At 46.9% G+C, this 23,241-nt stretch carries 16 protein-coding genes; 12 read left to right on the top strand and 4 right to left on the bottom strand.

Translation table 11 applies throughout. The features are described from left to right. Nucleotides 1–42 precede the first annotated feature (42 nt). The gene (dnaA, locus tag LDX50_RS11815; RefSeq protein WP_225698654.1) at nucleotides 43–1,461 is read left to right on the top strand and encodes a chromosomal replication initiator protein DnaA; all 1,419 of its coding nucleotides are present in this window, start codon (nucleotides 43–45) and stop codon (nucleotides 1,459–1,461) included. 54 nt (nucleotides 1,462–1,515) lie between these two features. Next, on the top strand, nucleotides 1,516–2,175 hold the full coding sequence (locus tag LDX50_RS11810) for a pyridoxamine 5'-phosphate oxidase family protein (RefSeq protein ID WP_225698653.1): 660 nt from the start codon (nucleotides 1,516–1,518) through the stop codon (nucleotides 2,173–2,175). Here LDX50_RS11810 and LDX50_RS11805 read toward each other — a convergent pair. Continuing rightward, nucleotides 2,154–3,608 carry a S1C family serine protease gene (locus LDX50_RS11805; protein WP_225698652.1) on the bottom strand — a complete coding sequence of 485 codons (1,455 nt, stop codon included), beginning with the start codon at nucleotides 3,606–3,608 and terminating at the stop codon, nucleotides 2,154–2,156. The two genes, LDX50_RS11810 and LDX50_RS11805, sit on opposite strands and share 22 nt — an antisense overlap. Nucleotides 3,609–3,722: 114 nt before the next feature. Between LDX50_RS11805 and LDX50_RS11800 the strand changes: the two genes are divergently transcribed. Genes LDX50_RS11800 through rseP form a run of 3 tightly spaced genes read left to right on the top strand, consistent with a single transcriptional unit; the run spans nucleotide 3,723 to nucleotide 7,743 of the window. Then, nucleotides 3,723–5,228, top strand: coding sequence for a GH3 auxin-responsive promoter family protein (locus tag LDX50_RS11800; RefSeq protein ID WP_225698651.1), 1,506 nt, complete (start codon nucleotides 3,723–3,725; stop codon nucleotides 5,226–5,228). Between the two features lie 2 nt (nucleotides 5,229–5,230). After that, nucleotides 5,231–6,400, top strand: coding sequence for a 1-deoxy-D-xylulose-5-phosphate reductoisomerase (locus tag LDX50_RS11795; RefSeq protein ID WP_225698650.1), 1,170 nt, complete (start codon nucleotides 5,231–5,233; stop codon nucleotides 6,398–6,400). Continuing rightward, the gene (gene rseP, locus LDX50_RS11790) at nucleotides 6,400–7,743 is read left to right on the top strand and encodes an RIP metalloprotease RseP (protein WP_225698649.1); all 1,344 of its coding nucleotides are present in this window, start codon (nucleotides 6,400–6,402) and stop codon (nucleotides 7,741–7,743) included. The genes LDX50_RS11795 and rseP overlap by 1 nt, the downstream gene beginning before the upstream one ends. A gap of 202 nt (nucleotides 7,744–7,945) precedes the next feature. On the opposite strand, the gene LDX50_RS11785 is transcribed toward rseP, so the two are convergent. Together LDX50_RS11785 and dinB are read right to left on the bottom strand one after the other, a co-directional pair. After that, nucleotides 7,946–10,903 carry a DNA polymerase III subunit alpha gene (locus LDX50_RS11785; protein ID WP_255647364.1) on the bottom strand — a complete coding sequence of 986 codons (2,958 nt, stop codon included), beginning with the start codon at nucleotides 10,901–10,903 and terminating at the stop codon, nucleotides 7,946–7,948. A 139-nt stretch (nucleotides 10,904–11,042) separates the two neighbouring features. After that, entirely contained in the window at nucleotides 11,043–12,257 is a 1,215-nt protein-coding gene (gene dinB / locus LDX50_RS11780; protein WP_225698647.1) for a DNA polymerase IV, read from the bottom strand. A gap of 263 nt (nucleotides 12,258–12,520) precedes the next feature. Here dinB and LDX50_RS11775 point away from each other — a divergent pair, with 263 nt between their 5' ends. The 7 genes from LDX50_RS11775 to LDX50_RS11745 all read left to right on the top strand — a co-directional run bounded on the left by LDX50_RS11775 (nucleotide 12,521) and on the right by LDX50_RS11745 (nucleotide 22,414). After that, entirely contained in the window at nucleotides 12,521–13,828 is a 1,308-nt protein-coding gene (locus tag LDX50_RS11775; protein ID WP_225698646.1) for a glycoside hydrolase family 2 TIM barrel-domain containing protein, read from the top strand. 1 nt (nucleotide 13,829) lies between these two features. Next, entirely contained in the window at nucleotides 13,830–17,537 is a 3,708-nt protein-coding gene (locus tag LDX50_RS11770) for a glycosyltransferase (RefSeq protein ID WP_225698645.1), read from the top strand. A 12-nt stretch (nucleotides 17,538–17,549) separates the two neighbouring features. Then, nucleotides 17,550–18,335, top strand: a complete 786-nt coding sequence (locus LDX50_RS11765) for a PhzF family phenazine biosynthesis protein (protein WP_225698644.1) — start codon at nucleotides 17,550–17,552, stop codon at nucleotides 18,333–18,335. Between the two features lie 121 nt (nucleotides 18,336–18,456). After that, the gene (locus tag LDX50_RS11760) at nucleotides 18,457–19,854 is read left to right on the top strand and encodes a circularly permuted type 2 ATP-grasp protein (RefSeq protein WP_225698758.1); all 1,398 of its coding nucleotides are present in this window, start codon (nucleotides 18,457–18,459) and stop codon (nucleotides 19,852–19,854) included. A 3-nt stretch (nucleotides 19,855–19,857) separates the two neighbouring features. After that, complete coding sequence (locus tag LDX50_RS11755; protein WP_225698643.1) at nucleotides 19,858–20,838, top strand: alpha-E domain-containing protein; 981 nt, start codon at nucleotides 19,858–19,860, stop codon at nucleotides 20,836–20,838. Next, entirely contained in the window at nucleotides 20,835–21,575 is a 741-nt protein-coding gene (locus LDX50_RS11750; RefSeq protein ID WP_225698642.1) for a proteasome-type protease, read from the top strand. The genes LDX50_RS11755 and LDX50_RS11750 overlap by 4 nt, the downstream gene beginning before the upstream one ends. Beyond that, a complete protein-coding gene (locus LDX50_RS11745) occupies nucleotides 21,575–22,414 on the top strand; it encodes a transglutaminase family protein (protein WP_225698641.1) in 840 nt (279 codons plus the stop codon). The genes LDX50_RS11750 and LDX50_RS11745 overlap by 1 nt, the downstream gene beginning before the upstream one ends. Here LDX50_RS11745 and LDX50_RS11740 read toward each other — a convergent pair. Continuing rightward, entirely contained in the window at nucleotides 22,411–23,184 is a 774-nt protein-coding gene (locus LDX50_RS11740; RefSeq protein ID WP_225698640.1) for a S1/P1 nuclease, read from the bottom strand. The two genes, LDX50_RS11745 and LDX50_RS11740, sit on opposite strands and share 4 nt — an antisense overlap. Between the last annotated feature and the right edge of the window lie 57 nt (nucleotides 23,185–23,241).

Here is a 23,241-nt window from a genome sequence, read left to right as displayed (position 1 = left end):
AATCAGAAGTTACATCTGAACAAAAGTTTATATTCTTATTACATGAAGATTGATTGTGGAACAGTTTGGGGCGATTGTCTTCGAGTGATCAGGGAACATGTGCCGGAGCAGAGTTTTAATACCTGGTTCAAGCCCATTATCCCTTTGAGTTGCTCGGATGACGTGCTAACAATACAAGTGCCCAGTCAATTCTTTTATGAATGGCTTGAAGAGCATTATGTACAGGTTTTAAAAAAGGCGATTACCGCCGTAATGGGCCCGCAGGCCCGCCTGGAATATTCGGTAATTGTAGACAGGGGCAACAGTAGAACCTCGCCCTTATCGGTAAACCTTCCCAACAGACCGAATAATAAGAACAGTAACGGACAAAATTCATCTACTGATTATTTTTCTCCGTTCCACCTGAAAAATGTGGATACACTTTACCAGGAATCGCAACTTAATCCGAATTATACCTTCGATACCTATATTGAAGGGGATTGCAACCGGCTGGCCCGATCTGCCGGATTTGCAGTTGCCCAGAAACCAGGAATCACTTCATTCAATCCGTTGATGCTTTATGGCGGGGTGGGATTGGGCAAGACTCACCTGGTTCAGGCCATTGGAAATGAGATCAAGTCGAATATCGGTGACCGGTTTGTGCTTTATGTTTCATCGGAAAAATTCACAAATCAGTTCATAGAGGCACTTCGAAATAATAAGATCCAGGAATTTCAGAACTTCTACATGCAGGTAGATATCCTGATCATCGACGATGTGCAGTTTCTGGCAGGAAAAGAAAGAACCCAGGAAATATTCTTCCATATTTTCAACCATCTGCACCAGGCGGGTAAGCAGATTATTATGACCAGTGACTGCCCGCCGCGGGATCTGAAAGGTTTACAGGAAAGGCTGCTCTCGCGGTTTAAATGGGGACTTACAGCAGATCTGCAGCAGCCTGATTATGAAACGCGCGTTGCCATTATTCAGCGCAAGATGCAGGCCGACGGGATCAATATTCCGGATAATGTGATTGAATACCTTGCTTACAGCGTCGACACGAATGTCCGGGAACTGGAAGGAGTACTCATTTCGCTGATTGCGCATGCATCCTTAAGCAGGGCGGAACTTGACCTGGAACTTGCAAAGCAAATTCTGAAAAATATTGTCCATGATATTGACACTGAAGTAAGCATCGACTACATCCAGAAGACGATCTCTGAATATTTTAAAGTTGATGTTGAAGATCTCAAGGATAAAACCCGCAAGAAGGAGATCGTTATCGCGCGCCAGGTTGCGATGTATTTCTCCAAGGAATACACCGATCATTCACTGAAGGCGATCGGATATCATTTCGGGGGCCGTGATCACAGTACAGTGATACATGCGGTGCAGTCTGTGAATGACATGATGGATACCAGCAACAGTTTCAAATCCCAGATTGAAGAGCTTAAGAAAAAGCTCAAGATGAAAGCTATCTGATTTAATTTTTATCTTTTTGTAACGCCGCATACCAACACCCCGTACCTTTAAGGTATGAGTAATTCCTATCCCATCAATTCACGAAATAAGGTGAAACGTGTCCCGAACCGGGGTCACTATGATCAGAAAACGGTTTTTGAAGTCCTGGATGCAGGAGAGATTGCCCATGTGTCATTTGTTGCCGACGGACAGCCATTTGTTATTCCTACCCTGTACGGGCGAAGCGGAGAAGTAATTTATATCCATGGTTCTGCGGCAAGCAGAATGTTGAAAGCGCTTGAGGTGGGGATTCCTTGTTCAGTTTGCGTTACCCTGGTGGATGGCCTCGTACTTGCGAGATCTGCATTCCATCATTCAATGAATTACCGGTCTGTTGTTTTATTTGGTACCGCCCGAAAGGTGGAGGGCGACGAAAAGAATGAAGCTCTTCGAACGATCTCCGAACACCTGATCCCGGGTCGCTGGAATGAGGTGCGGGAGCCTACCGACAAGGAATTGAAGGGAACCATGGTACTTCGGCTTGAAATTGATCAGGCCAGCGCAAAAATTCGTACGGGTGGACCGAAGGATGACACGGAAGACTATGACCTGCCGATCTGGGCCGGGACCGTTCCGTTCAAACGGCAGGTATTGACTCCGGAAACAGATCCGGATTCAAAGGCTTCCTATGATGTGCCTGAATCGGTACTGAATTATCTCAAATCAAAGGAATAATACCCGCGGCGCCCCTGTTTATTGATACCCTCCATGATTACGCGTCCGCGGATTTTGGTTAAAATATCCACCAGTTCCTCGGGGGTTTTGATCTTATAATTATTGATCTCCGTAACTACGAAGTCTTCGGTGACACCGATGCGTTTTAATAAGCCGTTTTCAATATTGAATACCTTCACGCCATATTCAATTTCCAGGATATCCCTTTCCACCTTTGATACAGTTTCAAATTTTGCTCCCAGCACCTCTGAGGAGAAGATCTGTCGGCGAAGAATCGATGTCGTTCCCTCCCGGTTGGTGAGGGTTATTTTCGCCGCCTTTTCAGTACCGTCGCGCTCGTACACTACGGTGATCACGTCGCCCGGCGAATTGTAGCTGAGATCTTCCTCAAATTCCGACCGGCTGTTAACCGGATCATCGTTGATGCTTAGAATGATATCACCTTCTTTCAGACCGGCACGTGCTGCTGCTCCGTCTTCCTGAATATATCCCAGCACCACTCCCTTGAATTCTTTGTCGGCATCCACCTTAATATCAAGGCGGTCGGCAATTACAGAATTAAAGTCTACGACTTCACCTCCGAAAAATGCTTTCTGAACTTCTCCGTATTCAATAATATCATCTACCACCTTTTTTACGATGTCGATGGGAACAGCGAAGCCATAACCGGCATAGGAGCCTGTTTGCGACAGAATTGCTGTATTAATCCCAACGAGTTCGCCCGCACTGTTAACCAGTGCTCCTCCGCTGTTTCCCGGGTTGATGGCCGCATCAGTCTGAATGAACGATTCAATGGGGAAGTTGCTTTGAAGTATATTGATCTCACGGCCTTTGGCGCTCACTATGCCGGCTGTAACCGTGGAGGTCAGGTTGAAGGGATTACCTACCGCGATTACCCATTCGCCAACCTGCAGGACTTTTGAACTTCCCAGCCTGATGGCAGGAAGATTTTTATCCTCAATCTTAAGTACTGCAAGGTCGGTGGAAGGGTCCACACCGATCAGGCTCGCTTCATATGTTTTTTTATTGTAGACTACTTCCAGCTTATCGGCCTGATTTACAACATGATTATTGGTAACGATATAGCCATCTGCTGTGAAAATCACACCTGATCCGCTGCTGATCCGTGTTTCCGTTCCGGGATCCCTGTCAAATAGGTAATCCAGGTAGCTGCGTGAATAAACCTGCTCGCTGATATTTTTTATGTAAACCACACTTTGGGTAGTCAGACGGGACGCTTCCACGAAATCTTCGGCGGGAAGAACCGTGCGTGATTCAGATATTGCAGGTTCGTTTTCAGAATAATTTGCGACGGTTTGAACCGGAATATTGGTCTCGCTGGCCTTTGAATCCAACGCAAGTTGATCATAGACAAACGATCCCCCGATTCCGGCAATAAATCCGATCAAAATGGTTGCAATGGTTTTCCTCATGGTCAGTACATTTTTCAGGTAAATTTACAACACTTTATAACGTGACAAAAATCCGGAAGTTGTGCCTGTATCTGGTTAAATCTTGTTAAAATTGTCGTTATCGGAAGATAATCTATGGGGTTCAGATCAGTTTTAAGTAAACCTTTTGCCGCGTATATAGCAGCACAAACACGTAAGTGGGCAAAAGATCCGGTGGGTTCCCAGGAACGCATTTTACAGCAACTCATATCCACGGCACGCGATACAACATTTGGAAATGATCATGGATTTGCTGAAATCAGGAATCATGATCACTTCAAATCGGCCGTTCCGGTTCGTGATTATGAGGAGTTGAAGCCCTATGTCGCTCAGATCCTCGATGGGGATCAGGATGTTTTATGGCCGGGCAAGCCAACTTACTTTGCCAAAACCTCCGGTACCACCTCGGGCACAAAATATATTCCAATAACAAAGGAATCACTTCCAAACCACATTAATAGTGCGCGAAATGCGCTGTTGAGCTATGTGCACGAGACCGGAAATTCAGCCTTCCTGGATGGCAAGCTTATCTTCCTCTCCGGTAGTCCGGAGCTGGACATGCGGGCAGGTATTCATACAGGGCGTCTCTCCGGAATTGTAAATCATCACGTGCCAGGCTATTTGCGCACCAACCAGCTTCCCAGCTTTGAGACCAATTGCATCGATGACTGGGAAACGAAGCTCGACCGAATTATTGATGAGACGATTGATGAGCGAATGACATTGATCTCCGGAATTCCTCCATGGGTTCAAATGTATTTCGACCGGATCGAAAAACGCACCGGAAAGAAGATAAAGGATGTATTTCGTGATTTTTCACTCTTTGTTTATGGAGGGGTAAACTTTGAGCCTTACCGCGCAAAATTATTTGAAAGTATCGGTAAATCAGTCGACTCCATAGAAACGTATCCCGCATCTGAGGGGTTCATCGCTTACCAGGACAGCCAGCACGAGGAAGGTCTGCTTTTATTACTTAACAGCGGGATCTTTTTCGAATTTATCCCGGCGGATCGCTTTTTTGAAGATAATCCGCCGCGTCTCACGATTGGTGAGGTGGAGACAAATGTGAATTATGCCGTAATAATCAACAGCAATGCCGGATTGTGGGGGTATAACCTGGGAGATACGATCAAATTTGTATCGACAGACCCTTACCGAGTTATCGTCTCCGGCAGGATCAAACATTTTATTTCGGCATTTGGTGAACATGTGATCGGGGAGGAGGTTGAAAAAGCCATGCGTGAATCCCTCACCAGGCATCCGGAGGCGGAAATAGTTGAATTTACGGTTGCGCCCAATGTCACCCCAACGGATGGAAGAATGCCCCACCATCAATGGCTTATCGAATTTTCAAAAATGCCGTCGGATTTGGATGCATTTATTGAGGATCTGGATCATGCCCTGCGCAGGCTGAATTCGTACTATGATGATCTGTTATCAGGAAATATTTTAAAGGTCCTGGAAATAGTTCCGCTCCGGCGAAGCGCATTTATTGATTATATGAAAGATCAGGGTAAGTTGGGCGGTCAGAATAAAGTGCCCAGACTGTCGAACGACCGGAAAATTGCCGGAGAGTTAATCAAATACAGGAAAAACGATTAGTGATGAATAATACAGAATTTGCCGGCAAGAGGGTTGCGATTCTCGGTTCTACGGGATCGATTGGCACACAGGCACTTGAAGTGATTGAAGCAAATCCTGATCATTTTGAGGTGGAGGTGTTATCAGCGCAGAATAACTGCGAATTATTGATCCGCCAGGCTTCGAAATTCAGACCGAATGTAGTGATCATCGGGAATGAGGATCGGTATGATGAAGTTTTTAATGCGCTGGATCCGTTGGGTATCAAGGTGTATGCAGGAGCCAATGCCCTGGCAAGTGTGGTTGAGATGGATTCGATTGACCTCGTGCTCACTGCGCTGGTAGGTTATGCCGGATTGCAACCAACCATGCATGCGATCCGTTCGGGTAAGAGCATTGCGTTGGCGAATAAAGAGACTCTTGTCGTTGCAGGGGAGCTGATCACTGCCATGGCCCGCGAAAAAGGCGTGAACATTTATCCCGTGGATTCCGAACACTCAGCGATTTTTCAATGCCTGGTGGGTGAATTCCATAATCCGATAGAAAAGATTATTCTCACTGCTTCCGGCGGACCGTTCCGTGGGAGGACGAGGGATGAACTGGCTGAAGTTACAAAGGCACAGGCACTGAAACATCCAAACTGGGATATGGGGGCGAAGATCACGATAGATTCCGCGTCACTTATGAATAAAGGGCTGGAGGTTATTGAGGCGAAGTGGCTATTCGGATTGCGTACCGACCAAATTGAGGTAGTGGTTCATCCGCAGTCGATCATTCATTCGATTGTTCAGTTTGAGGACGGATCGATGAAAGCACAGATGGGGTTGCCCGATATGAAACTGCCGATACAATACGCCCTGGCATTTCCGGAGCGATTAAAGTCGGATTTCAAACGTTTTGATTTCAGTAATTACAGTTCTCTTACTTTTGAGGCGCCCGATACGAAAACTTTTCGTAATCTTGCACTTGCTTATAAAGCGCTTGACGATGGCGGAAATATGCCGTGTGTGCTGAATGCAGCAAATGAAATAGCGGTGGCCTCCTTTTTGGAAGACCGCATCAAATTTTTGGAAATGTCGGACGTTGTAGAACATTGTCTGGCTAAAGTTCCTTTTATAAAAACACCGGCATACGAAGATTATGTTGAAACTGACCGGGAAACACGACGCATAGCGTTAGAAAAAATTAAGTAATGGAAGGATTTATCATGGCGGCTCAGATCTTACTGAGCCTTTCAATATTGGTGGGATTGCATGAGATGGGTCACTTGTTGGCGGCCAAGTTATTCGATATGCGTGTGGAGCAGTTTTCCATCGGTTTTCCACCCAAAGTATTCAGTTTTAAGTACGGAGAAACAGAATATGCGCTAAGTGCTATTCCATTGGGGGGTTTCGTGAAAATTTCAGGGATGATCGATGAATCCCTCGATACAGAAAAAATGAAGGAACCTCCGCAGCCCTATGAGTTCCGCTCAAAACCGGCCTGGCAGCGACTGATCGTGATGCTGGGGGGTATTATTGTGAATGTGATCACAGGTGTGATCATCTTTATTTTCCTCACTTATATCTACGGGGAGACCTACATATCAAAGGACGCCGTAAATGAAAATGGAGGAATTGTGGCACTTGAACTGGCTCAGGAGCTCGGGCTGGAGACCGGTGATCAGATTCTCAAGATCAACGGGGAGGATTTTCAGGACTTTCAGGATGTGTTGAAGTCACAGGTGTTCCTTGGAGAAGATGCATTTTATACCGTAAAGAGAAATAATCAACTCGTGGATGTTTCGATTCCCGACGATTTTATCGAGAAGATGAACAGTTCCGACGCGATCTCTAGTTTTCTCTACCCCCGTTACAGATCGATAATTGGCGAGGTTAGTCCGAATACCATCGCCGAAAGGGAAGGCCTCAGAGAGGGTGATGAAGTTGTCGAGATTGCCGGCATTCCGGTTCAATATCAGGATCAGGTGAGCTCGGTAGTGAAAGGATTTCATGAAGATTCAATTACCGTAGCCTATAAGCGTGATGGTGAAATATATCGTTTCAAGGCAGATTTCAGGTCAGACTCCGTGATCGGGTTCTTCCCGGCTGATAATCTTGTTCGCGAGACTATTAATTACTCTTTTGGTGAAGCCATTCCGCATGGTACAAAAAAAGCGTTCAATATTGTTTTTCTGCAGGTGAAGGCATTTGGAAAGATGCTCAGCGGGGTGATCAATCCCGCCAAATCATTGGCAGGCCCCTTCCGGATTGCACAGGCATACGGTGGAGAATGGATCTGGGAACGTTTCTGGTTTATGACAGGTTTGCTGTCGATGGTACTGGCATTTATGAACTTATTGCCGATTCCGGCTCTCGATGGAGGTCATGTGATGTTCCTCACCTATGAGATGATATCGGGGCATAAGCCTTCGGATAAATTCCTTGAGAATGCGCAGAAGATCGGGATGATCCTACTGCTGGCACTCATGGTCTTCGTGATCTTCAATGATATTTTCTCCTTTGAGTTTGTGAGGAATTTGTTCGGGCTGGATTAACTTTTAGTCAGTAGTCAGTAGTCAGTAGTACCTGGCTCATGGCAATAGTATATGGGTTATTTACGGTAAAATATTTTTGGGAAGCTCTGCTTCTTTCTCAATTCAAAGACTACTAATACCAACAGAAGATTCCGGCCCACTCTATACTCCCTACTAATTTCTACCACTACTGACTACTGACTACTGACTACTGACTAAGGACTTATCCCGCATACCTGGGATCATCGATAAAAATGGCTTTCTCCATTCTTTCGACCTCGAGTGTATAGTATTCAAACTCTTCCACTACTTTTCCGGTGAGGCTGTATATCCCGCGTCCGCGGAACGGATAGCGGGCCGCGACAGGAGGAAAGTGTACCGTGTCGATAAATGCACCCTCATGGTCCAGGAACGTCCCGAAATGCATGCGCTTTTTATTGGTCGTGTTTGTGTTTTTTACCGTAACGAGGTATCCATAAATGGTGATCTGCTGACCGACGAGTTCTGGGAATTGACGTACGGCCGTCATGGATAACGGTGGTTCCCGAAGCAATTCAAACGGGTTGGTGAGCGGAAAGCCCAGCAACTCAAATTCATCAAAGGCATCCTCATAGGTTTCGAGCGCCAGCTCCGGAAGCGTGAAATTTGGTTTCGGGGTTTTGAAAAGGCTTTTTTCGGGCTGACTTTTTTTTGCGTGCCCCAGCATGAAATGTGCTTTCCACCGGAGTTCCTTTTTATTCTTGCCGGTAAACAAAAAGGCGCCGATACGTATGAGAAGTGTAAGCTGCTCAAGGGACACCGGAACACGATCCACAAAATCTTCCATATCGCTGTATAGGCCGTTCGCCTCGCGTTCGGCGACGAGGGCATGTACTACTTTTTGCTCCAGGTCCTTCACCAGGATAAACCCCAGATAGATTTCCTTTCCGAATAGCCGGGTGTCCATCGTGCTGTGATTCACGCAGGGCGGGTGGAGGGTTGCCCCGTGCAGCCTTGCCTCATGTGCATAAAATTCCGTTCGGTAAAATCCGCCGAAATTGTTAATAGTAGCCACCATGTACTCGAGTGGATAGTAGGCCTTGAGAAAGAGGCTTTGATAGCTTTCCACCGCATAAGAGGCAGAATGCCCCTTTGCGAATGCATAACCTGCAAAACTTTCGATCTGTCGCCAGATCTCACGTGTTTCCTCATCGGAATAGCCTTTTTCCCTGCAATTGGAAAAATACTTATCCTTCACCTTATTAAATTCCACCCTTGAGCGAAATTTGCCCGACATGCCCCGGCGCAGTACATCGGCTTCGGCCAGCGTGAGTCCGGCGAAATAATGCGCCACCTTGATCACATCTTCCTGGTATACCATCACCCCGAATGTTTCGGGCATAATCTTCATCAGCACCGGGTGCGCCTCCTTGCGTTTTTCGGGGTAGCGGAAACGGAGAATATACTCACGCATCATGCCCGACTGCGCGACACCCGGCCGGATAATTGAGCTGGCGGCCACCAGGCCCAGGTAGTCATCAACGCGAAGTTTTTTGAGCAGCATTCGCATAGCAGGGGATTCCACATAGAAGCACCCGATCGCCTTTCCTTCACGCAGCAGTTCCTTTACCGGCTCATCATTTTTGAAGCGGTTGATGTCATGAATGTCGGGTACTTCGTCCGGGCCTCTCGATTCCCCGATGATATCCAGCGTTTCCCGTATTTTACTGAGTCCGCGCTGACTCAGAATATCAAATTTGTACAGGCCCACATCTTCGGCGATGATCATATCGAAGTGTGTGGTCGGGTATCCCTTTGGCGGAAGGTCTGTCGCAGTATAGTAATGGATGGGTTTTTCTGAGATCAGTATCCCGCCGGCATGCACACTCAGGTGGTTTGGAAAGCCTTCGATAAGCTTACCGTAGCGGAGTATCAGGCGGGCATAGTAGTCCATCTGTTCATCCCTGCTGCCGGGGAGCCGGCCCTCTGCCAGTGCGTCTATCTCATGGGAAGGCAATCCGAATACCTTACCCAATTCACGTACCACCGCACGGTACTGAAAGGTTGTATAGGTTGCAAGCAGGGCAACATGGGGAAACCGGCTGAAAATATATTGAGTTACATCTTCCCGGTCTTTCCATGAAAAATCAATATCAAAATCCGGCGGATTTTTCCGGTACAGGTTGATGAAACGCTCAAAATACAGGTCCAGCTCAATGGGATCCACATCGGTGATGCGCAGCAGGTAGGCCACAACGCTGTTGGCGCCGCTTCCCCGGCCTACATAGAAATACCCCTTACTGCGTGCGTAGGAAGTGATATCCCAGTTGATGAGAAAGTAGGATACGAATCCTTTTTCACGTATGATCGATAATTCCTTCTCCAGCCGCTCATGGATGCGCGGGGAGGGATTGGGGTACCGGTACCGGAGTCCTTCTTCACAAAGGCGAAGAAGCAGTTCATCGTCAGATGCCGCTGATCCCGTATAGGTCTGCAGGTTCTTATGCGGATGGCTGTCGCCGAATTCAAACTCAATCGTGCAGCGGTCCAGGACAGACCGGGTGTTACGGATCATTTCGGGATAGGCGGCGAACGATTTTTCCAGGTCCGCCACGTTCATCATTACATGTGCCGGATCCCCCTCTTCGCTTTTCGGAAGTTTGCTCAACAGGGTATTGTTGTCGATGGCACGCAACAACCGGTGCGCATTGAAGTCGGCCTTGTTCCGGAAGGTTACGGGTTGAAGTATTACTGTCTTGCGGGGTTGTGCCGACCACGGGAGGAACGGGAAACGGCTGAGATCGCCGGTAGATACCCCGATATATTCGTGATCCCCCAGCGGTCTTTCCGGTATGTTATGGAGCGGGTAGACAATAAAACAGTTTCCCAGTGGGGGAGGTGCCTCCGGCAGTGGCGTTTTGCTGTGTAGGTATTCCGAAAGGAAGTCATTCAGCTCTTTAAAACCCTCGTTGTTTCGTGCAAGTCCGACATACAGCTGCCGGGCTCCGTGGCGGAAATCAATTCCCAGCACCGGCCGGATCCCATACTGTTCCGACAGCCGCACAAAGTCCAGGCAGGCGGCTGTAGTGTTAATGTCTGTGATGGCCAGCGTATCCATACCTTTTTCAGCAGCCATCTTCAGCAACTCCCGTATGGGAATGGTGCCGTAGCGGAAGGAGTAGTAGGTGTGGTTGTTTAGCATCACTTTGTAGTCAGTAGTCAGTAGTCAGTAGTCAGTAGTGGGGTTGATAGTCAGGTTTTAAGTCAATAGTTTAAGTTCAGTAATCAGCAAGCCTCTGCCGATAACTACTGACTACTGACTACTGACTACTGACTACTGACTAGTTATGCCTGTTCGCCAGCAGTGGCGGTGGTTCTCCGCTGAACGGGTTGAACCTGCCGATGGTGCGCGCTTCCATGCCTGATGCGCGGAGTATTTTCCGGTCCCCGTGTTTCTCCCGGATGCGGTCCATTGCCTGGTACAGGCTGATCATTTCCTCGGCATCCTCAAACAGGCTGATCTGATGCCCCCCGTATACCAGGTGACTGTATTTTATACCGATCAGCCGTACCAGCAGACGCCGGTTGTAAACCCTGTTGAAGAGTTCCATTACCCGGGGGATCAGTATGTGATCCGCTGAAGTGTAGGGAATGCGTGACTGCAGCGTATAGGTGTTGAAATCGGAATAACGGATTTTGACCGTTATACATGCCGTCACTTTTTTGCCCCGCCGCAGCTGAAACGCAAGATTTTCAGCCATAGCCAGTATGATCCCCCGCAGCTTCTCCATATCCGTCGTGTCCCTGTCAAAGGTCCGTTCCGTAGATATCGATTTTCGTTCCGAGTAGGGGATTACCGGGGAAGTATCAATCCCCTGCGCCTTTTTCCAGATACTGATCCCGTTCTGCCCGAATACCTTTTCCATCAGCTCCATCGGCATTTCCTGTATCGTGGCGATCCGCTTAATTCCCAGTCCGCACAGCGATTGATACGTCTTTTCGCCGATCATCGGGATTTTCCGTACTGATAATGGCGCGAGGAATGGCCGCTCCTGCCCGTAGTCGATCTTCAGCTGATTGTTGGGTTTGGCTTCACCGGTGGCAATCTTCGAAACAGTCTTGTTTTCAGAAAGCCCGAAGGATATCGGCAGCCCGGTTTCCCGGATGATCCGTTTCCGCAAATCCGCTGCCATCCTGAAACTGTTGAAAAACCGCTCCATCCCGGTAAGATCCACATAGAATTCATCAATGGAGGTCTTTTCATATACCGGTACAGATTCCCGGATGATCTCCGTTACCTCACGCGATTTTGCGGTATATGTACCTGTATTTCCCCGTATGATAACCGCTTCCGGGCATAATTGCCGGGCCAGCTTCATCGGCATGGCCGAATGAACCCCGAATTTTCGCGCTTCATAGCTGCAGGCCGCTACCACACCGCGGTCTGTTACCCCGCCCAGTAAGATAGGTTTGCCCTCCAGCCGGCTGTCCAGCAACCGTTCACATGACACAAAAAATGTGTCCAGATCCAAATGCAATATTGCCCTCCCTTGCATACCTTTTTTACTAATTTCATGTATGCTAAAATAATTATTAAATACTAAAAATATTAGTAATTACTAAAAATAAATTTCAGAGGTGACAAATTGCTGAAACCAAAAATGGCAAAAAACAGGTTACAAAGCAGGGTTCTGTATAATAGATGAGCAGGGAAAATCACTTAAAGTCGAACCATGAAAGGAAAATCATATATCCCCATTTTTTGGTATGTTTCCATATTGAAGCAATCACTAATTTGGTGTAACCGAAAAATTCGTTGATGTCTAAAGCCGGCTTGTTAATTTTAGTATTGGTTATACTGGGTTTTTGTTTTTCCTGCAAATCAAAGCAACAGAATGGGAGAACGGAAGCTAAGGTATACATAGATCAGCATGAAGGCCGCTACAGACTTATCCGTAACAGCGAGCCATTCTATATCAGGGGGGCAAATGGAACCGTTCAGCTTTCACGTCTGCATGAAATTGGTGGTAATACCATTCGCACCTATGATACACTCCAATTAACCAGTATACTTGATGAGGCCCATGCAAATGGGCTTGCCGTAATTGTCGGACTCCCGATAATCCGCAGTTATCATTATAACACCTATTATCACAATGATTCGCTTGTTCAGGGACAATACGACGCCGTTAAGAATACCATTCGGAAATACAGGGATCATCCGGCACTACTCATGTGGTGCCTCGGCAATGAACTTAATTTTACATTCGGTCCGAAGTATGGTAAATTCTATGAGGCCTTAAATCAACTCATCCAACTGATTCACAGTGAAGACCCCAATCATCCTGTAACCACTACCATTCAGAGCTTTGGAGAAGGGTATGTGGCCAATATAAAGTGGTATGTTCCGGATATTGATATCATTTCAATCAATACATTCGGGAAATTACGACAACTGGAAGAGGACCTTTCCTATTATAAGTGGTTCTGGAATGGTCCATATATCATAACAGAATGGGGAGTTAACGGACATTGGGAGAGTGATAGTACGATTTGGGGAGTCCCTGTAGAAGAACCCAGTTCCAAGAAGGCAGAATTTATCAAAACTGCTTACAGCGAAAAGATTATTACCGAGCAGCGTCGGTGTCTGGGTTCACTCGTTTTTTTCTGGGGTTCCCGGCAGGAAAAGACTGATACCTGGTATCCTCTCATTACTGATGACGGTTTGGAAACCCAGTCGGTAGAGGAGCTTCAGTATCTGTGGACGGGTAAATACCCGGAGAACCGTGCTCCCGTCGTTGAATATGCATTGTTGAATGAAAAGGGGCCGAATTCTGATATATTACTCAGGCCAGGGGCAACATATCCTCTCGAGGTACTGGTTCATGATCCTGATGGGGATTCCCTTCAGTTTGAATGGTATCTTTATGCTGAAAATTGGTATAAACCTACCTTTGATCAGGAGCGGGAAATCATCCCGCTTTCAGGACACATTGTTGACCCAAAGGCCCGGAAAACGACTTTTCAGACTCCTGATCATGAAGGAGCGTTCAGGGTTGCGGTAAATGTTTTCGATAACAAAGGACATCTTGGAACGGCAAATGTTCCTTTTTATGTGGTAAAATAGAATGGACCATACGACAGTTAAATCACCAAAAAAGCATGAGATCCGGATCCTTCGGGCGATGATCATTATTGGGGTGATCAACATGGCGTATTTCTTCATCTGGTTCATTCAACCTGACCACATTTCTTATTTGCCACTCTATGTGATCATCGTGCTGGTATTGCTTTTTCAATTCCTGAGAATTCTGCACGAATGGTATCATTATTTTAATATTAAAATGCCCGCAAACGTTCCGATGCCACCGGGTTATCGTCCCACTGTAGACGTTTTCACAACCTATTTCCCGGGTGAACCGTATGAAATGACCGAACAAACGCTGGAGGCAATATTATCAATCCGGTACCCGCATGAAACGTGGCTTTGTGATGAGGCAAACGATCAAAGGTTGAAGGAGTTCTGTGCCAGCCGGGGCATACATCATGTAACGCGCAATTCACGGAAGGATGCAAAAGCCGGAAATATCAATAATGCACTGCAGTATGCTTCCGGTGAAATATGTGTGATCATTGATCCAGATCATGTTCCGCATCCTGATTTTCTTGATCCAATCGTTCCGCATTTTGCAAATACTGAAATTGGGTATGTTCAGATCGTCCAGGCATATTACAATTTTGATGAAAGTTTTGTAGCCAAGGGAGCTGCACAGCAGACCTTTCAGTTCTACGGTCCCATGATGATGTCGATGAACCATTATGGAACAGTCCTGGCCATTGGTGCCAATTGTACGTTTCGAAGGGAGGCGCTTGACTCAATTGGCGGTCATGCGCCAGGATTGGCCGAAGACATGCATACATCCATGTTGCTGCATGCAAAAGGATGGAAGTCTGTTTATGTTCCTAAAATTCTGGCCCGGGGCCAGGTTCCTTCCACCCTGCATGCCTATTTTATGCAGCAATTGAAGTGGTCAAGGGGAACCTGGGACCTTCTCGTACATGTTTTACCAAAGATTTTCACTGATCTGTCGTGGCGGCAACGTCTTCATTACCTCACCGCACCCTTCTATTATTTTTCGGGCATCATCTATTTTCTGAATTTTCTGATCCCTATCATTTGCCTTGTCTTTGCCATCTTACCATGGAAGGGTGATTTTTTCACTTTTGCTCTGCTGATTCTACCATTATTCGCGTCGACCGTTTTGATCCGTCATTATGTGCAGCGGTGGGTGATGGAAGAAAAAGAGCGGGGGTTTCATTTATTGGGGGGAATCCTTCAAATCGGAACCTGGTGGGTTCACTCCCTGGGGATACTCTATACCTTTATCGGTAAGAAAGTCCCCTATTTACCTACCCCAAAGGATAACCGCGACCAGAGTCACTGGACCCTGCTGTTACCGAATATTCTGGTAGGATTATTTTCTGTAGCAGCGATTATCTACGGATTGCGCTACGACTGGAATCCGTATTCAATCATCATGGCCGGAATTGCGCTCACCAATTTCACGAGTATGTCTATCGTTACATACATCGGCATAAACAGCCGGCGCATGCAGCATTCAGCCGGCCGAATCACACCGATGAGTGTATTTCTTTGGACCAAACGACAGTTTTGGTATTTGAGGCATTTTCTCTACCGGGGACTGCGTCTGGGTGGACTGATGATACTTCTGTTACTCACCCTTGGAATGTTCGTGGCGCAGCGTAACGATAAACAAGCCTTTCAGGATCCTCCAAAAGCGCAGCAGCATACCGGTAGGTTAATTACAGGTGAATTTTCGCCTTACGGGGACAGGGGATTATCGGCAACAGGTCCGTCTGACCTGGCATCGGGGATTGTTTCCTTCTATTCATCCTGGACTGATTCGCTTCCAAATAAAGAGTACTTTGCCAGTATTTATAATACCGGACGGATACCCATGGTGACATGGGAGCCCTGGATTTCAGATTCAAAAGAGGATTTACATTCCATATCGGTTTTTTCGCTCATTAACCAGGGTGAATTTGATGAATACCTTACCGAGTCGGCAAAGTATTTCGCTGCACTGGAACGTCCCGTTCTTATACGGTTTGCACATGAAGTGGATAACCCGTTCTACCCATGGTCAGAAGAAGGCAGTGTTTCCCCGCAAAATTTTAAAAATGCCTTTAGAAGAGTTGTGTCTGTATTTCGGAACCAGGGGGCGAGAAATGTAACATGGGTGTATAATCCATGGAAGGCATCAGCACTTGACCAATATTACCCCGGAGATGATGTGGTAGACTGGATCGGTGTAACATTGCTGGATTATGGTCCGCACCTTCAAAATCGTTCTTATTCCTTCAATGAGCTGTATGCTCCGTTTCACGAGAGATTAATTGCCTATCCCGGCAAACACGTCATTTTAGCTGAAATGGGAACTTTGTCGGAAGACCGTTCAAAATGGTTAAGCAATGCTTTTTCATCCATTTATGAACGCTATCCCGAAATTTCAGCCCTTATATTTTTTCAGAGTGATAAGGATCAGAACATTCCTCCCGGAGTCTCAGATGTTGAATTCCTGAACTGGAGTATTAACAATACGAGTCAGGTAAGTGCATTGTTGTCGGATAAGTTTGATGTTCAGCAGTGGTCCAATCAACTGATTAATACCAGGAAACCGAATGGAGCATTCAAAAAGCAACCGATGGATGTTAGCGGTATTACCTATAACAAAGCCCACCAGTGGTTTCGAAATGTGCATTCTCTCAACCGTCGGGTTCTCGAAGAGGATTTTGCTCAAATAAGATCGCTGGGCTTTACTGAAATTAAACGCCAGGGCCCTGGAATGTATGATCAAAATGTTCTTTCGGTTGCGCAGGACATGAATATGAAAGTCCATTATGCCTTTTGGCTGGAGCCGGATTCTATATATATACAAGAGCAGGAACTGGATATTATGGATAGGGTGCGGGAATTGAAGAATGACCGGTCAATCGCCTCCTGGAATTTAACAGGAGCCGTTTTTAATCAAATCGATCTGCTGTATGATCCGGTGGAGCGTGTTATTCAGGCCGACTGGTGGGCCCGGAGAGTCAATGAAATGGCGGGGAGATTGCATAGTCTTGATCCGGAAAGACCTGTAACAATCGATTATAAACTCGGGGTTTCCGGTGTTCATGAGTTTCTGCAGATTGCAGGCATGATCCCTGAGATAGATCAGTGGGTATTGTATCCGGCAGATTCCTTGGTGCTAACAGTAGTTTCAGACTCTCTTAACAAATGGAAAGTTCCATATTACTGGGAGGGGCCTGCTCCTGAGATATTTTGTGATTATAACGGATTCATGCCCTGGCAGGACAGGTATCAACGGGAACTGGTTGTTTTCGATGGTCTTGTAGATATCTGGGGAAGGAGAAAACAGAACTATCTGAAAGTTGATCAATGCCTTAATGGAAACCGGGTAGATGTTGACATTCCTGCATGGAATTTCATTCTGCCGGCCATACCTGCCTGGCCGCAATCCAGCTTTCCGCTTCAGGCAATTCAATACCGAAACGGTGAACCGGAAGCATTAACAGATTCAGGCCCATGGACAATTGATTGGTACCTTGTCCAGGTAGATGTATTTGGTAATGAAAAGGCCATTATGCCGGTTGGAAAGGGACCCAGCGTACAATTGGAATTGCCATGGAATGCTGATTATTTTAAGGTCCTTATGGTAATTCACAACACATCCATCAGTAAACACATTACAAAACCCCTGGTACTTCCGGTACATCCTTCACAACGCGATCAATATACTTCACTGAAATAAGTATCTTGCTCTATGAACTTACCCATTTATCAGATAGATGCATTCGCCAGCGAGGTTTTTCAGGGTAACCCGGCAGCGGTTGTACCCCTGAGCGACTGGTTGCCGGATCCCGTTCTTCAGAACATTGCCCTGGAGAATAACCTGTCAGAAACCGCTTTTTTTGTTAGAAATGAAGATGGTGCCTATCATCTGCGCTGGTTCACACCAGTAAATGAAGTGGATCTTTGCGGTCATGCAACGCTCGCCACGGCCTTCGTTCTGTTTGAACACCTCAACTATCAACAGGATGTCATCCGGTTCGATACACGCAGCGGGCGCTTAACCGTTGCAAAATCAGCAACAGGATTTCAGATGGATTTTCCGTCCGACAACCCAAACACAGTACCTGCTGGTGAATTTGAAGCCATGATCGGTTGCCCCATACTGGGCGCATACAAGGGCGTTTCTGATATGCTTATTGAGGTTGAAAATCAGCAGATTGTCCAAAATGTGCAGCCTGATTTCAGGGCCATGACCGCCTTTCCGGTGCGTGGGTTTATCGTAACCGCCCGGGGTGAACAGACCGATATCGTTTCCCGGTGTTTCTATCCCGCATATGGTGTTGACGAGGATCCTGTAACGGGTTCAGCCCATACCACGCTTTTCTCCTTCTGGGGGCCGAAACTTGATAAAACTGAAATGACTGCTCAGCAGCTTTCAGCTCGTGGTGGCATGTTGCGGGGAAAAATACAAAAGGACCGGATATTGCTCGAAGGGAATGCTGTATTATACCTCCGGGGCGAGATCCGGACACGCTGAGGCATTTTCGATCTGCCGTCTCTTTTTGGAAAACCATCGCTTTTTGTGTATATATTTAAGCAATTAAAAATAGGACCGTTTGAAAATAGAAAAGTACAAGATCGACGATCAATTTGATGAAATGTTCGAGGCGGAGGACAAATGTCGTCCGCAATACGACGTGTTTCGTCAACATTTAAATTCTTTATCCCGAAAGAAGCTTCAGCAGCTGCAGCATTCCACGGAAAAGTCACAACTTTCCATGGGTATGACCTTCAATGTATATCATGAATCTGAAGGCGTAGAGCGCATCCTGCACCTGGATATTATTCCCAGGATTATCAGCGGGGAAGAATGGGAGCGGGTGGAAGAAGGTTTAAGGCAACGCATTAAGGCGCTCAACCTCTTTCTGGAGGATATTTATAATGACCGGAATGTGCTCCGGGATGGTATTGTTCCCGAAGAACTGATCCTCGGAAGTAAAGACTACCTGGAGCCTTGTATCGGTCTTCATCCTCCCAAAGGGATCTGGTGTCATATAACAGGTACGGATCTGGTCCGGAATAAGGATGGCCGGTTTTATGTACTGGAAGATAACCTGAGGTGTCCTTCGGGGGTATCATACATGCTTGAAAACCGGGAAATAGTTAAAAAGGTGTTTCCTCAGGTGTTCCAACAGATTGGTGTGAGGCCCGTGGTAGACTACCCGGCACACCTGTTTAAAATGCTCCAGTACCTGAGTCCGAAAAAGGATCCGGTAGTAGTGGTCCTGACCCCCGGAGTATTCAATTCGGCTTACTTCGAACATTCCTACCTGGCCCAGCAAATGGGCGTGGAATTGGTGACTGGTCAGGATCTCGTGGTAAAAAATAACAAAGTATTCATGATCACCACACATGGCCTTAGTCCGGTAGATGTCATATACCGAAGGATCGATGATACCTTCCTGGATCCTGAAGCATTCAATCCCAACTCCATGCTGGGTATACCCGGTCTTTTTGAGGCATATAAGGCCGGAAATGTCGCCCTCGCCAATGCACCGGGAACGGGCGTGGCAGATGACAAGGCGGTTTATGCTTATGTCCCCCGCCTGATCAAATATTACCTGGATGAAGAGCCCATCCTTGAAAATGTTCCCACCTACCTTTGCAGGGAGGAGGAAGACCGGAATTATGTGCTTGAAAATATTGCCGACCTGGTGGTGAAGGAGACCAATGCGGCTGGTGGTTACGGCATGCTCATCGGACCCAAATCGACCCCACAACAACACGAACTTTTTCGGGAAAAGATCAGGAATAATCCCAATAATTATATTGCCCAGCCTACACTTTCATTATCTACGGTGCCAACCCTTGATAATGATCAAATCGAAGGAAGGCATGTGGATCTTCGTCCCTACATATTATATGGACCGGATATCCATGTAATCCCCGGAGCCCTCACGCGCGTGGCGCTGGTAAAAGGGTCCCTTGTCGTCAATTCATCTCAGGGTGGCGGCAGCAAAGACACCTGGGTTTTATACAAGGAAAATGAACTTTAATTTATGTTAAGTCGCGTAGCAGATTCTTTATACTGGTTAGGAAGATATATTGAACGGGCGGAGAACTATGCCAGGTTTATCGATGTGAACTCGAACCTGGCACTTGATCTGCCGCCCCAGTTAAATGAGCAGTGGGAGCCGCTGATCGCCGCAACAGGTGACCTCGAGTCGTTTAAGGCCCGGTATAAAACCTGTGACCGAACCACGGCGATATATTTCCTTGCATTTGATCTCGATAATCCCAATTCCCTGTTTTCTTCCGTATCTAAAGCACGTGAAAATGCGCGCATTGTACGTGAGAACCTGACAAAAGAAACATGGGAGGTGTTGAATGAGCTTTATCTTCGTATGAAAGAAGGTAATTTTAAGAAGATTTGGAACCAGGAAGATCCCCGTCCGTTCTTCATCGATGTAAAATACAGGATTCAGTTACTCTATGGAATCGCTTATAACAGTGTAGCGCGGGCCGAAGGCTGGTACTGGGTAACACTGGGGCAATACCTCGAACGTGCAGACAAGACTTCCCGTATCCTCGATGTAAAATACCATTATTTACTGCCATCCCCTGAAGATGTGGGAAGTCCGCTGGACCAGCTGCACTGGATGGCGCTGCTTAAATCGGTGAGCGCCTTCAATACCTACCGTCGTGTATTTGGGAATATCAGTCCGGAAGGGGTGGTGGAATTTCTGGTGCTCAACCGTAAATTTCCACGCTCCATTTACTTCTGTCTTACGGAAGCTGAAATTTGTTTGCATGAAATATCAGGTCATCCTGCCAAGGGTTTTGGAAATAAAGCGGAGAAGTTGATGGGGGAACTGCGGTCACAGCTTGAATATGATGATATTGCCGATGTGATCGACCATGGATTGCATGAATACCTTGATCATTTGCAAATCCGGCTCAATCAAATTTCCACGGCGATTTATGATTGTTTTATCGGTATTAAGGATAACTTTAATGTTCAAATCAGCGAACAGGAATGACCTATTGTCTTGGAATACGAACACGGGAAGGAATTGTAGGGCTGGCCGATACGAGGCTTACCTCAGGAACCGACACAACCACTGCTAAAAAGATATTTACAGTTAAGCGACAGCAGCATTCCTTCTTTATTATGACCTCCGGATTACGTTCGGTGCGTGATAAGGCTATCACATACTTTAAGGAAGTTATCGAAACCCAGGATCAGTCCTTTCACCGGCTCTATCAGGCGGTTAACAAGTTCGGAGAACAGGTGAAGCGTGTGGCCGCAGAAGACAAGCAAAACCTGGAAGATAGCGGTATGCAGTTCAACCTGTATGCCATTGTGGGCGGACAGCTGGAAAAAGATAAAGAGCCCATGCTCTATATGCTGTATCCCCAGGGTAACTGGATTGAAGTGGGGGAGAATACGCCCTATGTGATTATTGGGAATTCCGGTTTCGGACAGCCCATACTAAAACGTTCCATAACCTATAATTCAGGGCTGGAATTTGCCCTGAAGAGTGCCTTCCTTTCGTTCGACGCCACGCGGCTTTCGGCGAACGATGTCGCTTACCCGATCGATACAGTTGTATTACCACGCGACGCCTATGACCTCATGGAGCACCGCTTTGAGGAGCGGGAGCTGGGTCACGTTTCCGACTTCTGGAATGAACGCCTTCGTCAGGCAATTCAGGAATTGCCTGTGGAGGTTCTGGATCGCGCCTTTACCAAGTCGGTCTTAAGAAAATCATCCTGATGGATCTCTTCATCCGGCATGAAACGGATTATATTTATTCTGAACCGGTATCTCCCGGTGTGCATTACCTTAATTTCCATCCACAAATCCGCTCGTATCTTCAGACAAAGTCTTTTGATATTTTCATAGACCCCAACCCTGACTCGCTTTCTTCGCGCCTTGATCCGGAGAATAATCTCTATCATCAGCTGTGGTTCTCAGGCGAAACCAGGAAACTGTCGATCCGTGTGGATCTGAAGGTGGAGATAATGCCCTTCAACCCATTTAATTTTATAGTGGATACTCACGGACCGCAGAGTACCAGTGAATATCAGAGGAATTCGGCTTCATTCCTGGAAATTTACAGGAAGGAAGATTTGGCGACTGAAAGTATTACAGCATTTGCCCGTCAGTTTATAAAGGATGATCTGATTGAGTTCTTCGCATCCCTTAATCTCGCAATTTCTGATGCGTGGAACCACCATGAACGCTTTGAAATGAATATCATGAGCCCTGAGGAGTGTTTTCAGAAGCGTGCCGGTTCTTGTCGGGATCTGGCCCGAATGCTGATGGCAATGCTCAGGTCTCTTGGGTATCCGGCCAGATTTGTGAGTGGCTACTGCTACGCGCCCGGGGAGGAGGAAGGGCATGAGCTGCATGCGTGGGTAGAGGTTTATATTCCCGGGGCAGGATGGCTCGGCCTGGATCCCAGTCTTGGTTTACTTACCACGGAAAAATATATTCCCGTTGCAGCCAGTTTTGAGCCTTCCCGAACCATGCCGGTTCAGGGTTTCTATCATGGAAGTGCGACTTCCGATTTAAGGACCACTGTCGTTATCCAGGAATCACCGTTTAACTAACCGTATATCGCGTTGAGAACACCGGCTAGCCGGATTCCGGCCTGGTGCAGGCGATACTGAACCGTGCCCCAGTTATCGTAGACATATTTATAATTCAACTGGCCATCTTCCGGAATGTCATAAACCTGTTTCCGGTAGGTCATTGATTCGTAGGCCCAGTCACGTACGGTGGCCGCTTGCCATGTGGCCAGTACTTCCTTGCTGGTGTGATCAATGGCTTCCGCCAATTCTGTGTAGCTTAATTCCTTTTCGTTGATGATCCGTGAATCCCATACTGAATGTAGATTAGTAGGAGTGTTCCAGAACCAGGTCACCCTGGCATCGTTACCACCGCGATCCAAACCGGTGCCGACGTGCAGGGGCTGATGTATATCACCTATCAGATGGGTTAGAATCCGGATATATTCCTTTTGCTTTTCAATCGACATCGTTTCGTGTCCCGCTTTTAACTCATCGATCAACCGTTCGATCGTCGCAATGATATCACCATTCGGATTCTTTTCAGCCTGCTCGTATGTCATACCATCCGGAATGGTTACCCAGTGCCAGTCGGTCATGTAATCATACTGATCATCTGATCGTACTTCATCCATCCATGTGCTGGCAATGGCAAGTGATTCGTGCCCCATGATCTGGGCCAGGGCACGTTTGGTTCTTTTTGAGAGGTGTTTACTGGCAATTTTACCAATAGCCCGGTGTCCGGTTTGTCCCCAGCCAAAGCCGCTCAGGGAGATAGACAAAGAAAGAATCAGGATCAAAAGTTTTTTCATCGCAGAAATTTTGTTGCAAATAACGGAAAATGCCGCTAATCAGACATTTTTCTATAT

The sequence above is a fragment of the Fulvivirga sedimenti genome, assembly GCF_020328055.1.
Note: the sequence above shows the minus strand (reverse complement) of the source record. Positions and strands in the feature narration are given on the sequence as shown.